The organism is Pelagimonas phthalicica (assembly GCF_004364805.1).
Lineage (GTDB): Bacteria > Pseudomonadota > Alphaproteobacteria > Rhodobacterales > Rhodobacteraceae > Pelagimonas > Pelagimonas phthalicica.
Window position 1 is genome coordinate 175,393 of record NZ_SOAP01000002.1, and the last position, 13,357, is coordinate 188,749.

Annotated in this window: 15 protein-coding genes and 1 tRNA gene; 6 read left to right on the forward strand and 10 right to left on the reverse strand. The window is 58.0% G+C overall.

What is annotated here, in order from left to right:
* The first annotated feature begins 63 nt into the window (after positions 1–63).
* The 6 genes from argS to CLV87_RS10950 all read left to right on the forward strand — a co-directional run bounded on the left by argS (position 64) and on the right by CLV87_RS10950 (position 5,800).
* Complete coding sequence (gene argS, locus CLV87_RS10925; protein ID WP_099245238.1) at positions 64–1,803, forward strand: arginine--tRNA ligase; 1,740 nt, start codon at positions 64–66, stop codon at positions 1,801–1,803.
* A gap of 128 nt (positions 1,804–1,931) precedes the next feature.
* Positions 1,932–2,945, forward strand: coding sequence for an SPOR domain-containing protein (locus CLV87_RS10930; RefSeq protein ID WP_099245240.1), 1,014 nt, complete (start codon positions 1,932–1,934; stop codon positions 2,943–2,945).
* Entirely contained in the window at positions 2,942–3,940 is a 999-nt protein-coding gene (nagZ, locus tag CLV87_RS10935; protein WP_099245242.1) for a beta-N-acetylhexosaminidase, read from the forward strand. The genes CLV87_RS10930 and nagZ overlap by 4 nt, the downstream gene beginning before the upstream one ends.
* Before the next feature lie 6 nt (positions 3,941–3,946).
* Positions 3,947–4,741, forward strand: coding sequence for a segregation and condensation protein A (locus CLV87_RS10940; RefSeq protein WP_099245244.1), 795 nt, complete (start codon positions 3,947–3,949; stop codon positions 4,739–4,741).
* Positions 4,742–4,787: 46 nt separating this feature from the next.
* Entirely contained in the window at positions 4,788–5,399 is a 612-nt protein-coding gene (gene scpB, locus CLV87_RS10945; protein WP_099247680.1) for an SMC-Scp complex subunit ScpB, read from the forward strand.
* 140 nt (positions 5,400–5,539) lie between these two features.
* Positions 5,540–5,800 (forward strand): hypothetical protein, encoded by a 261-nt coding sequence (locus CLV87_RS10950; RefSeq protein ID WP_133840756.1) that lies wholly within the window; start codon positions 5,540–5,542, stop codon positions 5,798–5,800.
* Between the two features lie 11 nt (positions 5,801–5,811).
* Here CLV87_RS10950 and CLV87_RS10955 read toward each other — a convergent pair whose 3' ends face one another.
* The 10 genes from CLV87_RS10955 to CLV87_RS11000 form a co-directional block, all read right to left on the reverse strand.
* The gene (locus tag CLV87_RS10955) at positions 5,812–6,888 is read right to left on the reverse strand and encodes a 2'-deoxycytidine 5'-triphosphate deaminase (RefSeq protein ID WP_099247682.1); all 1,077 of its coding nucleotides are present in this window, start codon (positions 6,886–6,888) and stop codon (positions 5,812–5,814) included.
* An 80-nt stretch (positions 6,889–6,968) separates the two neighbouring features.
* The gene (locus CLV87_RS10960; RefSeq protein ID WP_166652735.1) at positions 6,969–7,319 is read right to left on the reverse strand and encodes a PA14 domain-containing protein; all 351 of its coding nucleotides are present in this window, start codon (positions 7,317–7,319) and stop codon (positions 6,969–6,971) included.
* A gap of 550 nt (positions 7,320–7,869) precedes the next feature.
* On the reverse strand, positions 7,870–8,274 hold the full coding sequence (locus CLV87_RS10965; protein WP_099245250.1) for a response regulator: 405 nt from the start codon (positions 8,272–8,274) through the stop codon (positions 7,870–7,872).
* A gap of 281 nt (positions 8,275–8,555) precedes the next feature.
* A tRNA-Pro gene (locus tag CLV87_RS10970) sits at positions 8,556–8,632 on the reverse strand.
* 71 nt (positions 8,633–8,703) lie between these two features.
* The gene (locus tag CLV87_RS24145; protein ID WP_235871906.1) at positions 8,704–9,870 is read right to left on the reverse strand and encodes a MerR family transcriptional regulator; all 1,167 of its coding nucleotides are present in this window, start codon (positions 9,868–9,870) and stop codon (positions 8,704–8,706) included.
* Between the two features lie 10 nt (positions 9,871–9,880).
* The gene (gene ihfA, locus CLV87_RS10980) at positions 9,881–10,183 is read right to left on the reverse strand and encodes an integration host factor subunit alpha (protein WP_099247684.1); all 303 of its coding nucleotides are present in this window, start codon (positions 10,181–10,183) and stop codon (positions 9,881–9,883) included.
* A 109-nt stretch (positions 10,184–10,292) separates the two neighbouring features.
* Positions 10,293–11,264 (reverse strand): beta-ketoacyl-ACP synthase III, encoded by a 972-nt coding sequence (locus CLV87_RS10985; protein WP_099245252.1) that lies wholly within the window; start codon positions 11,262–11,264, stop codon positions 10,293–10,295.
* Positions 11,261–12,391: a phosphate acyltransferase PlsX gene (gene plsX / locus CLV87_RS10990; RefSeq protein WP_099245254.1), complete on the reverse strand. Its 1,131-nt coding sequence runs from the start codon at positions 12,389–12,391 to the stop codon at positions 11,261–11,263. The genes CLV87_RS10985 and plsX overlap by 4 nt, the downstream gene beginning before the upstream one ends.
* Positions 12,392–12,416: 25 nt before the next feature.
* Complete coding sequence (gene rpmF, locus CLV87_RS10995) at positions 12,417–12,623, reverse strand: 50S ribosomal protein L32 (RefSeq protein ID WP_099245256.1); 207 nt, start codon at positions 12,621–12,623, stop codon at positions 12,417–12,419.
* 154 nt (positions 12,624–12,777) lie between these two features.
* On the reverse strand, positions 12,778–13,344 hold the full coding sequence (locus tag CLV87_RS11000) for a YceD family protein (RefSeq protein ID WP_099245258.1): 567 nt from the start codon (positions 13,342–13,344) through the stop codon (positions 12,778–12,780).
* Between the last annotated feature and the right edge of the window lie 13 nt (positions 13,345–13,357).

Genomic DNA, 13,357 nt, shown 5'->3' on the forward strand with positions numbered 1-13,357 from the left:
CCGCAGACCATTTGACGCTGCCGCCCAGCATGGTAGAGCAGCCTCAAGTTTCGGAGCCGATACATGAACCTGTTTTCTGACATTCGCGAGCTGGTGCTCGCCTCGATCAACTCGCTGCAAGCCGAAGGTGCTTTGCCAGCGGACCTGAACCTTGCCCCGGTGACGGTTGAGCCGCCGCGCGACGCCGCCCATGGTGACATGGCGACCAATGCCGCCATGGTGCTGGCCAAACCCGCCAAGCAAAAGCCGCGTGACATTGCCGAGGCCTTGGCCGCAAAGCTCGCCGCTGACGATCGCATCACCAGCGCCGAAGTCGCCGGCCCCGGTTTCCTCAACCTGCGTCTTGCGCCGGTCGTTTGGCAACAATTGCCCGCCGCGATCCTCAAGGCAGGCACCGATTATGGCCGCTCGACCATGGGGCAGGGGCAGCGCGTCAATGTTGAATATGTCTCGGCCAACCCGACCGGCCCGATGCATGTGGGCCATGCTCGCGGTGCGATTGTCGGTGACGCCATGGCCTCCTTGCTGGACTTTGCCGGTTACGAGGTCACACGCGAGTATTACATCAATGATGGTGGCGCGCAGGTCGATGTCCTCGCGCGCTCGGTCTATCTGCGTTACCTCGAGGCCCATGGCCAAGAGGTTGAATTCGCTGATGGAACTTATCCTGGTGACTATCTTGTCCCGGTGGGCCAAGCGCTCAAGGATAAGGTCGGTGATGCCTATCTCGACAAGGGTGAAGATGTCTGGCTGCAAGAGATCCGCGAATTTGCCACCGATGCCATGATGGATCTGATCCGCTCGGACCTCGCCGCGCTTGGCGTCGAGATGGATCACTTCTTTTCCGAGAAATCGCTTTATGGCACCGGCAAAATCGAGGCGGCCATTGATAGCTTGCGCGCCAAAGGTCTGATCTATCGCGGCGTGCTGGAACCGCCCAAGGGCAAAAAGCCCGAGGATTGGGAACCGCGCGAACAGACCCTGTTCAAATCCACCGAACATGGCGACGATGTCGACCGTCCGATCCAGAAATCGGACGGAGCCTGGACTTATTTTGCCCCCGATATCGCCTATCACTATGATAAGGTCGAGCGTGGTTATGACCAGCTGATCGACATCTTTGGCGCGGATCATGGCGGTTATGTCAAACGGATGAAGGCTGCTGTCTCGGCCCTGTCTGATGGCAAAACCCCGTTGGATATCAAGCTGATCCAACTGGTCAAACTGTTCAAGAATGGCGAGCCGTTCAAAATGTCCAAGCGGGCAGGGACCTTTATCACCCTGCGCGATCTTGTGGATATGGTCGGCGCGGATGTGGCACGCTTCCACATGCTGACGCGTAAATCTGATGCGGCTTTGGATTTTGACTTTGACAAGGTGGTTGAGCAATCCAGCGAAAACCCGGTTTTCTATGTGCAATACGCCCATGCCCGCATCTGTTCGGTTTTGGCCAAAGCGGCGGAACAGGGAGTTTCCACGGATGACGCGACGCTCGCGAATGCCGATCTCTCTGCCATGTTGCCCGCCGAACAGGCGCTGGTGGCAAAGCTGGCGGAATGGCCGCGTTTCCTGGAAACCGCTGCCAAAGCACACGAGCCGCACCGCATCGCAACCTACTTACAAGAGCTCGCGTCGGACCTGCATGGCCATTACTACAAGGGCAACAAAGAGGTTGAACTGCGTTTCCTTCAGGATGACCCAGTTGCAACACAGTCCAAAATTGCGCTCGCGCGGGCCGTTGCAGTTGTTATTTCTGCCGGTCTTGGTATCCTTGGCGTAACTCCGGCCACTGAAATGCGCTAAAGACGCATCCTTTATGGCAGCGGGCCGGGGCGCAAACAGGCAGCGCTTTGGCCCGAAAAGGCCACGCAAAACAAAGATATAGCAGACCACCGCGGCGGCACGTATCGCCATGGGGAAACGAGGCACGAATGGCGGATTACACCTATGATGGGGCGCAATATGCAGCCCCTGCTTCTGGTAAAGTTGCGAATTTGGCGACATGGATGGGCGCGGCGGCCTCGCTTGCGCTGATCGTGGGCGTCGGGGTTTGGGGCTACAAAGTCATGGCGCGCGACGTCAGTGGCGTGCCGATTGTGCAAGCCATGTCAGGCCCGATGCGCGTTGCTCCGGAAAATCCCGGCGGCACTTTGGCCGATCATCAGGGCCTTGCGGTGAACAAAGTCGCTGGCGAAGGCGCGGCAGAAGCACCTGCCGATCGTCTGGTCCTCGCCCCCGTGCCTGCTGGTTTGGCGTCAGAAGATGTTGCCGCCGGTGCCTTGGCCGCGCAGCCTGCGCCCATGCCGATGGAAGCGTCTTTGACGCGCGAGGCTGAGATCATGGAGATCGAACCCAATGCCGAGCTGACCCAAGCCGCGGCAGAACTTGACCCGATCCAGGCGCTGGCCAATCAGCTCTCTGCAGGGGCCGCGCCTCTCACCGATTTGCCTGCCGGTCAAAACAACCCGGTTGTGACCACAACGGCGGAACCGCTCGTGTCGACGATCGAACAAGAGCTTGCCGCCGCACGCAAACCCCTGCCTCCTGGGCTGGAACGGTCCCTGCGCCCTGTGCTGCGCCCGGCTGGCTTGCGAACGGCTGCGCTGGGGAATGCGCCGGTCACTACAGATGCCGCGCCTGCGGCCACCAGCGCCACCAATGCCACCCGCGAGCTGTCCTCCTCTGCATTGCCGGCTGGGACCCGTCTGGTCCAGGTCGGAATCTTCAACAACCCGGAGTCAGCCCGCAAGGAATGGGGGCGTCTGGACACGCGTTTTGGTGATTTCCTCGCCGGTAAAGACCGCGTGATCGAAAAGGCCAATCGTGGCGGGCGCGAATTTTACCGTCTGCGTGTGCATGGCTTTGCTGACCTCTCGGATGCCCGCCGTTTCTGCGCCGCCTTCATGGCCCAAAACGTCGATTGCATCCCGGTCGTGACAAAATGAACCGCTTCGCTGCGGCGATTTTCGGCTGTGACGGCCTGCGCCTGACAAATGAGGAAAAGCGTTTCTTTGCAAAGGTTTCTCCCTTTGGATTCATCCTGTTTGCACGCAATATCAACAGCGCCGACCAGATCCGCGCCCTGACGGCAGAATTGCGCGACAGTGTTGGCTGGGCCGCCCCGATCTTTATCGATCAAGAGGGCGGTCGCGTGCAACGCCTGCGCGCGCCTCTGGCAACCGAATGGCTGCCGCCTCTGGATGATGTGGCCCGCTTTGGCGAAAACGCCGCCGAGGCCATGCGCCTGCGCTATCAGATTACCGGTCTCGAATTGCAGGCTCTTGGCATTGACGGCAATTGCGCGCCCATGCTGGATGTGGCCCGGCCAAACACGCATCAAATCCTAAGAAATCGCTGCTATAGCAGTGACTTGCAGCGTGTTATTGACGTTGGACATGCAGTGGTGAAGGGCCATCAAGACGCCGGTGTCCTGCCAGTTATGAAGCACATTCCCGGCCATGGATTGGCACAACTCGACTCCCATCTCGATCTGCCGCGCATCTCTTTGGATCGCGCGGAACTTGATGCCGTTGATTTTGCCGCCTTCAAACCCTTTTCCGATCTGCCTTTGGGCATGACCGCGCATCTGGTTTTTGACAAGATCGACCCGCAACCTGCGACAATATCTAAGAAAATGATCAACCTGATCCGGCAGGATATTGGGTTCAACGGTTTTCTGATGACCGATGACATCTCGATGGAGGCTTTGTCGGGCACGGTCGCCGAACGGGGCAGCGCAGCGATCAAGGCGGGGTGTGACGCCGTTCTGCATTGCAATGGCAAACTGGCAGAGATGCAGTCGATCTTTGACGCGGTTGGCGGCATGACCGAAGCCGCTCAAACCCGCGCGGAACGGGCGCTTGCCACACGGCAAACACCGCAAGATGTTGACATCGACCAGCTTCGCGCGGATTTTGAGGCATTCCTGCCGCAAAGCTGAGCGCCCATGAGCGAAACTGAAAACCCTGAACTGCCGTTGAACGTCAATGAACGCCTCGCCGCCGAGGCGTTTGTTATTGATGTGGACGGGTTTGAGGGGCCCTTGGATTTGCTGCTCTCTATGGCGCGCACGCAAAAGGTCGACCTTCGCAAGATCTCGATCCTTGATCTCTCACGCCAATACCTGGCCTTTGTCGAAAAGGCCAAGGCGCTGCGCCTGGAACTAGCGGCGGATTACCTGGTCATGGCGGCCTGGCTGGCCTTCCTCAAGTCCCGCCTGTTGCTGCCGCCAGACCCAACCGAAGAGGGGCCTTCGGGCGAAGATCTTGCCGCGCATCTGGCCTTTCAACTCGAACGCTTGCAAGCTATGCGCGATTGCGCTGCCAAGCTTATGGCGCGTGACCAAAAGGGCCGCGATTTCTTTGTCCGTGGTCTGCCCGAAGAATATGAGCGCGTGCGCAAGGTCAAATATACCGCCACGCTGATCGACCTGATGCAGGGCTATGCGCGCATCCGAACCAAGGATGAATTTCGGCCCTTTGTCATGGATCGTGAAAAGGTCTTTACCATGGAAATGGCGCTGGACCGGATGCGTGGCATGATCGGTTTCTCGGGCCAATGGACCGATATTATGTCATATCTTCCAGATGGTTGGGATGATGACCCGGTGAAATGGCGCTCGGCCACGGCGGCGACTTTTGCCGCCTCGCTGGAACTGGTCAAGGAGGGCAAGGCCGAGATCCAGCAGAGCGACACCTTTGCCCCCATTCAATTGCGCCGAAGGGAGACCCCGCGTGAGTGACACCCCCTTGGACGAAAACACAGACAGCCTGTTCGAAGCCCCACCAATGGGCGAACAGGAACGCATGGTCGAGGCCATTCTGTTCGCCAGCGCCGACCCGGTCACGGTCAAAGAGCTGAACGACCGCATGCCTCATGGTTGTGACGCGGGCGAGGCGCTGGTCTATCTGCGCAAACGCTATGAGGGCAGGGGCGTGCATGTGGTCAAGGTGGGGGATGCCTGGGCGATCCGCACGGCCGCTGATCTGGGCTTTCTCATGCAGCGCGAGACTGTCGAGACGCGCAAGCTGTCCCGCGCCGCGATCGAAACCCTGGCGATTATCTCATATCACCAACCGGTAACCCGCGCCGAAATCGAAGAAATCCGCGGTGTGGGCGTCTCGCGCGGGACCATTGACCAATTGCTGGAAATGGATTGGATCCGCTTTGGTCGTCGCCGCATGACACCGGGCCGTCCGGTGACCTTTGTGGTGACGCAGGAATTCCTCGATCATTTCGGCCTTGAAAGCGCGCGCGATCTGCCCGGTCTGGCCGAGCTGCGCGCCGCTGGCCTGCTCGAAAGCCGCCCGCTGCCCTCGGGCCTTCCACAACCTGGTGAGGGGGATCTGGACGCGGCAGAAGAGACCGATGAAGGGCAAAGCGAGCTGTTCGAGGATTGATCCGCCCGGTTTTGCGCAGAAAACCCTACAAACTCGCGCTAAATATGGTATAAAGGTCCCGTTGCATAACAAAAACAAAGCAACGCATTCTGACACAGAATGGAGGCGGGCCGAGTATGAATGCCAACCAGATATTGAACATGATCCTGCGTATGTTTGTACGCAAAGCGGTCAAAACCGGCGTGGATGCCAGTTTTAAACAGGTCGAAAAAATGCGCCAGCCCAAGCAGGATGCGCACGTCCAGGAACCTGTTGTCACGCAAAGTGCGGTGTCCGAAGATTCAGGCGGTCCAACCCGCGAAGAGGTACGCCAAGCCCGTCGCGAACGTCAGGCCATCCGCGAAAAGCGCCGTGCACGCCGCGCCCGCAAAGAGCAGCAACAAGCCAATGGTGGTGCGTGAAGAGCGCCTGTTTAGCTCTTGAAATGTTTGGATAGTTTCAACCCTTGCCCCTGATAGTTCGAGGCAATGCCCGCCCCATACAGGGTCTGCGGGATTTCTGACATGCGCTCATAGACCAGGCGGCCCACGGTCTGGCCATGTTCCAGCACAAAGGGCGCTTCGTGACAGCGCACTTCGAGCACGCCGCGCGCCCCGGCACCACCCGCCGGCGCATGGCCAAAGCCCGGGTCAAAGAACCCGGCATAATGCACGCGGAACTCACCAACCATCGCCAGATAAGGGGCCATTTCGGCGGCATAGCCGGGAGGGATATGCACCGCCTCGCGGCTCACCAGAATGTAGAATGCGCCGGGATCCAGCACCAATTGGCGGCTGTCGGTGCGCAGCTCATCCCAGAAATCCGCCGGGTCATATTGCCCGATCCGGTCCAGATCGATGACTCCGGTATGCGGTTTGGCGCGGTAGCCGACAAGATCGCCTTGCCCGGGTTCCAGATCGACGGAAAAGCCCAAGCCTTCGCTGATCACGGCGGGGCCACCTGCCACCAGCATGTCGCTGGCATGCAGCTCTGTCAGCTCAGCATCGCTCAGCACCGATTGGCCCCGGCGAAAACGGATCTGGTTCAGACGCATCCCGGGGCGCACCAGAACCGAAAAGGAACGGGGGCAGATTTCGGCAAAGAGCGGGCCGGAATAGCCGGATGGGATGCGGTCAAACTCGACACCGCCATCGGTGATGACACGGGTCAAAAGATCCAACCGCCCGGTCGAGCTCTTGGCATTGGCGATGGCCTGTACGTCGCTAGAGAGGTCCAGAACCTCCATCAGCGGCACCACATAAACGCAGCCCTTTTCCAGAACCGCGCCATCGGTCAGATCGATCTGATGCATCTCGAATTCAGCCAGCCGATCCGCGACCTTGCGCTCATGCCCGGCCAGAAACGAAGCCCGCACGCGATAGGCGGTCTGACCTAGACGCAGGTCCAGACTGGCCGGTTGGATTTGCCCGTCAACAAAGGGATGGGACGCAGATAGCGCGCCCTCGGCAATCAGGTTTTCAATCTGTTGGCTGGCCAGAACACCGGTCATCACGCCTCTCCCTTTGGTCTTGCCGATCTGCATAGCAAGGGGCGGGGGAAAGGAACAGATGCCAAAGCGCTCGCGGCGCGTTAAATCACGGTGGCCTTGCTGCCGTATTGCGCGATTTCCAGCAAATTGCTGTTGGCTTGGCTTTCGCCGACGCTGAGACGCAGGTTTGCTGCCCCTTCATGGTCGCGATAGCGCAATTGTATGTGGTGATTGCCCGGGGCGAGATTCAGCTGTTTGGTCTGCACCTCTTGATCCGCGCCGATACTGTCCATCAACACCATGCCGTTAACCAGAACGCGGGCCTGCTCATCCGCCTCAAGCGTAAAGGAATAGGTGCCGCCACGCGGGCTTTGCAGCAGGCGGTCATATTGCGCTGACATATGGGTGGCCATCAAAGGGCTGTTGCCTTCGGGGGGAGTAGATGATGCCATGGTCAGCCTCGCAGATTTGAGCCGGGGCATACACAACCGATCAGCGACGCGCTCGCCCCCGGTAATCATCTAGTTCAGCCCCAAAAAACACGGATTATCCGTTATTTTCTAATGCCAAATCATAGGAAACAAGGCGTTAACGTCAATGAAAAGCGCGCGCACACACTGTTTCCAAAACGTACAACTCTTGGGCGTTTTTCTGCCGTTCCGCTAACTTACGTGTTTTGAATCGCCATGTGACTTTCAGTTCCGCGCCTAAAAGACGCGACAGCGGCCTTCAGACCTTAGGGTCAGGACCCATTAATTCACAACGCTCAGTTCGCCAGATTTTGTTCCAGACCAGGCATATGCCCGTAGGAATAGTGGCTCTATTTCAAGGGCATATAACACAGGCTGGGGCAAAATCCGGCGAACCCGAAGGGCATGGAGAAATACATGCTCTCAGCGGCTCGATTTTCTTGCCAAGGCAACCAGCCTTGCCTGCGAAAATCAAACCTCTGATAACACGTATTTTTCCATGCTGAGCATTGTGAATTAATGGGTCCTGACCCTAAGAAGAGGCATCGGCGAGTTTTGACAACTCTTCAGCTTCTTCAACCAGAAGTTTGACAAAATTGTCCTTGGACACCGGCTTGAACACGCTGCGCCCAACAGAAAGGGATCGGGCCGAGGCGATCATTTTCGCGGCCAGCAAGGTGCTGTCGCTGCCGCCGGTGATAAAGCGGACACGCAAAGGGCGGTTGAGCTCGGTGATTTCGTCGATGACTTCGATGCCATTCATTTCGGGCATGTTGATATCAACCAGAGCGAACGCAGGATCAGTTCCGGATTTCAAACTGGCCACCAATTCCGCCCCATTGGCACACAAGCTGACAGTCCAACCTTCGCGGGTGGCGACGGTTTCCAAATATTCAGAAAAGTCCAAATTGTCGTCAGCTATATAGAGATGGGGCATTCATTATGTCAGCACCGCGTGCTGCCTTCACTTTGTTTGGTCCATCACTGTGTCTGTCAACGTTACAAGATTTTGCTGATCAATCAAGGCGGTACCTATGTCCTAGATATACCTTGATGATTAACTTATTGTGTTTTGACAGAATATTTCGCGAGACCCTATTCGAATTGGCGGTCTTTTTGATCCAATTAAGCTCAGACGACTCAACCTACCCGCAATTGCGAAAAGCGATCCGCCCAATTTATTAAGGGCTTCGCTTCGTCGGACAAGTCGTGATTTTTTGGTCGGGCTAGCAGGACTCGAACCTGCGACCTTCCGTCCCCCAGACGGACGCGCTACCAGGCTGCGCCATAGCCCGACTTGTCGGAGTGTCATACTGGATTTACCGGCAGGAGCAACCCCTGATAAGAAAATATTCGCCGTCTTTGATCAGGATTTTTGCGCCCGGGCGGCGATGTCGCGCAGGGTCTCACAATGGGCGGATAAGGCGGCGGCCTGATCCGGCGTCAAGCGGTCGATGCGGGCAATCAGACCCAGCAGGGCAGGGCGCGGAGGCACGATCAAGGCTGGCTTATCCGAAGGCTCTTCGGGCTCGGCCTCTTCGGCAAGGACAACGCTTCCCTCGGACGCAGTCTCCGTTGCCTCATCCTCGACTTCGATCTCTGGCTCGTTGTCCGGTTCGGCCACGACCTCGTCTACCGGTTCCTCTGCAACCGGCTCAGCGGTTACCTCTTCGGCCAGCTCTGCTTCCTCTGGGGCATCCTCTGATTGCAGGGCCTCATCTGGTTCGGGGGCTTCCTCTACAGGGGTCGCAGGTTCAAAACCATCACCCGCATCATCGGCTAGGCTCTCTTCTGGCTCGGGTGCCGGTTCTTCCTCGGTCAAAACCTCATCGTCAACAGAATCGCTGTCTTCTGCGACCGGCTCTGCCTCTTCGACAGGTTCCACCTCCTCAGTGGTCTCATCTGCCACATCAATCTCGGGCTCTGGTGCTGCTTCCTCGACGATATCCAGCGCCTCGGTGGCTGTCTCTAGCTCTGGCTCGCTCGCGTCAAGCTGGACATCTTCAGATTCTGAGACCACAACATCTGACGCCTCATCCTCTGAAACCTCCTCAGCGGCACCGATCTCTTCGGCCTCATCAATGATTTCAATGACCGCCTCGTCAGAGCCGTCCTCGGCGTCCGGTTCGGCGAACATGTCCGGCGTATCTGCGGGCGGCTCAGCCTCGGTTTTGCCGGGAAAGGACACAACCGAATCCGGCACTTCGGCCTCGATGAATGGGGCGTCTTCGATGGTATCGCCTGTTGCGTCCTCATCGACATTATGGGTGTTCAGCGCGGCCACATGGCGCACACCACTTTCGCGCAGTACCTTTTGCACGCCTTTGATGGTCATGCCATCTTCGTGCAGCAACTTCTTGATTCCACCCAATAATTCCATGTCAGCCGGGCGGTAGTAGCGCCGACCGCCAGCCCGTTTGACAGGTTTGATCTGGGTGAATTTGCTTTCCCAGAAACGCAGCACATGCGCTGGCGTTTCCAACCATTCCGCAACCTCGGAAATGGTGCGGAACGCGTCCCGGGATTTTGCCATGATTTAGGCCTCAGCTCTTATTGCCAGCTGCCACGCGGTCTTTCATCAAATGCGAGGGGCGGAAGGTCAGAACCCGACGTGGCTGGATCGGAACTTCTTCGCCGGTCTTGGGGTTGCGACCAACGCGGGCAGCTTTGTCGCGAACCGAAAATGTCCCAAAGGAAGAGATCTTGACCTGTTCACCTTCGACCAGGGAATCGGACATGTGTTGCAGCACGGCTTCGACCAGTTCCGCGCTTTCATTGCGCGACAATCCGACCTCACGAAAAACCGCTTCGCTCAGATCCATCCGTGTCAAAGTCTTTTCACCCATTGTCATCCCTCCCGGTTTTGAAAGGAGACTAGGCCAGAGACAAAAGCCAAGTCAATATCAATAGGTTGAAAGCGGTGCTTTATCAAAGATGTAAAGCCGATTGCGCCCGTTACCAGCGCAAAATCACCGAGCCCCAGGCCAATCCGCCGCCAATTGCCTCGGTCACAACCATGTCACCGGGTTTGATTTGGCCGCGCTCTTTGCCAACCGACAGGGCGAGGGGAATCGAGGCCGCAGAGGTGTTGCCATGGTCCTGAACCGTGACCACCACCTTGTCCAAGGGCAGGCCAAGCTTTTTCGCGGTGCCGTTGATGATGCGGATATTGGCCTGATGCGGCACGATCCAGTCGATCTCATCCGCGGTCATGCCGATCTTGGCCATAGAGGCATTGGCGGTCGAAGCCAGCTTTTCCACCGCATGGCGGAACACCTCTTTGCCTTGCATACGAAGATGGCCGGTGGAATGGGTGCTGACGCCGCCATCCACGTAAAGAATGTCTTTGTAGCGGCCATCCGAATTCAGGTCGGTGGCCAGAATACCGCGATCCTCATTGGTGCCGGTGCCGGTCTGGGCCTCAAGCACCAGCGCGCCAGCGCCATCGCCGAACAGCACACAGGTGGCGCGGTCGGTCCAATCCATCAGACGCGAGAATGTCTCGGCCCCAATGACCAACACGCGGTTTGCCTGACCGGAAACGATCAGCGCATTGGCATTTGCCAACGCATAGGCAAAGCCGGCACAAACCGCCTGCACGTCAAAAGCAAAACCGCGCGTCATGCCCAAATTGGTCTGGATCATGGTGGCCGCAGACGGGAAGGTCAGGTCAGCAGTCGAGGTCGCCAGCACAATCGCGTCAATATCATCCGCCGCGATCCCGGCATCTGCCAGCGCAGCCTGGGCGGCGCGGGTGCCCAAATCGGATGTGGTTTGACCTTCGGCGGCAAAATGACGGCGCTCAATGCCCGAGCGTGATCTGATCCATTCGTCCGACGTGTCCAGGGTTTTCTCAAATTCCGCATTTTCTACAATGCGGTCCGGCAGGTAATGCCCAACCCCGATCACGGTGGCTCGAATTGTCATGTCTTGCTCTTGTCCTGTGCGTCGCGACCGTCCGCCGCTGCGTCATTTTGGGCGAGCTCGGCAGCAGACGCAACCCGTGCCGCCAGCCTTTCGCCAAATCCGGCCTGGGCCAGCTCAAAGGCCAGCTTGACCGCGGCCGAGACGCCGGTTGCGTCTGCGGAGCCGTGTGATTTCACCACTGTTCCGTTCAACCCCAGAAACACGCCGCCATTGACGCGGCGCGGGTCGATCCGTTTCTGAAAACGCCGCATGGGCGAGACAACGAACATCGCTGCCAAACGGGACAGAAAGGAATGGGTAAAGGTCTTGCGCAGCTGATCGCCGATCAGCTTGGCGGTGCCTTCGCCGGTCTTGAGAGCGATATTGCCGGTGAACCCGTCGGTCACGATCACATCGCAGCGCTTGCCCGGAATATCGCCGCCTTCGACATAGCCGACAAATTCGAACTGGGCGCGATCCGCATTGGCCGCGATGAGGTTATAGGCCTCTTTCAGCTCGGGAAAGCCTTTGTTCTCTTCGGTGCCGACATTCAGCAACCCGACGCGCGGCACTTCGAGGTCCAGCCCGTTGCGCGCATAAGAGGTGCCCATCAGCGCGTATTGCAGCAGATCCTGCGCATCGGCACGGATATCCGCGCCCACATCCAACATGACGTTGAACCCTTGTGGGTTGCTGGATGGCCAAAGGATCGCGATGGCAGGGCGGTTGATGCCGGGCAGTTTGCGCAACCGGATCATCGACAGCGCCATCAGCGCGCCGGTATTGCCGCAGCTTACGGCGACGGTGGCTTCTTTTTGTTTGACGGATTCGAGGGCGGACCACATAGAGGTCCCCTTGCCATTGCGCATGACCTGACTGGGTTTGTCGGTCATTTTAACGACGCCTTCGGCATCGCGAATCTGGCAGCGCCCATCCAGGGATCGGCGTTTCTTGACCAGCTTCTTCAGCTCGTCCTCAGGCCCGTGCAGGATGAAATCCAGCGTCGGATTCTTTTTCGCAGAATGCGCAATACCGGCGACAACTGCCGCCGGTCCACGGTCGCCGCCCATGGCGTCAACCGAAATCACTATCCGTTCCGAGCCGGTCTCGTCTTGCGTCGTCGCGCTATGATCCTTCAGAGAGGTCATACGAAGCCGGCCCGATCAGGTCAGTTTATGCTGCGTCTTCGTCCAGATCGATTTCGTCAGCCATTGCGACGACTTCGCGGTCTGCATAGTGGCCACAGGAAGGGCACACGTGGTGAGGGCGCTTCAGCTCACCGCAGTTTGGGCATTCGTTGGGGTTCGCTGCAACCAATGCGTCATGCGCACGGCGGTTGTTGCGGCGCGATTTGGATACTTTGTTCTGCTGGACAGCCATGTCTCAACCTTCTTTGCGTCTGAGGGCGGTTACGGCCAGCCCTGATTTATCCCGTTTGTCCCCGGCCTCTACGGCAAGATAGCAGCGGTGACAAGCATCGTGTTCTCATGAAGGCGCGAAAATACGCAGAAAGCTTAAAAGAGCAAGATGATTCTTAGCTCTCATCGCCATCTTTTTGCATTTTTTCACGCAAGCTTGCGAGCCCGGCAAAGGGGCGTGTGTCTTCGTCGCGCATTGGGGTGACGCCCTCGGCGGAAAACTGCCCGGTTTCCATCTCGGCCCCGTCTTTGCGTGGATAGGTGGGCAGGGCAAGCGACAGCGCTTCGATCATGACCGCTTCGACATCGATCTCTTCGCCCAGCACGTCGATCTCATCCTCATCGGGAATCTCTGTTTCCGACCCGGCTTCAGGCAAATCGATCAGATGTTCGGGAACAAAAGATCGTGTGACCTTGGTATCAATGCGTGTGGTCACTGGTTCGAGCGTGACAATACAGGCCTGCACCACCGTCGCGCCCAAAGACGCCTGCAATTTCCAACCTTTTTTCCCTTCGGGCAGAATTTCGCCGTCAAAGCGCAGCTTTTTCAGCCCCAGCGCGCCAAGTTCCTCAGCAATTGCGCTGCGTTTCTCGGCATTGGGCTCAAGCAAGATCGGCGTATCGCTGGTCTTGTTCAATTTCGAAACGGGGATTTTTGCGGCGGTTGGGTGCTTTGGCGGCATATGGTCGGGTTTT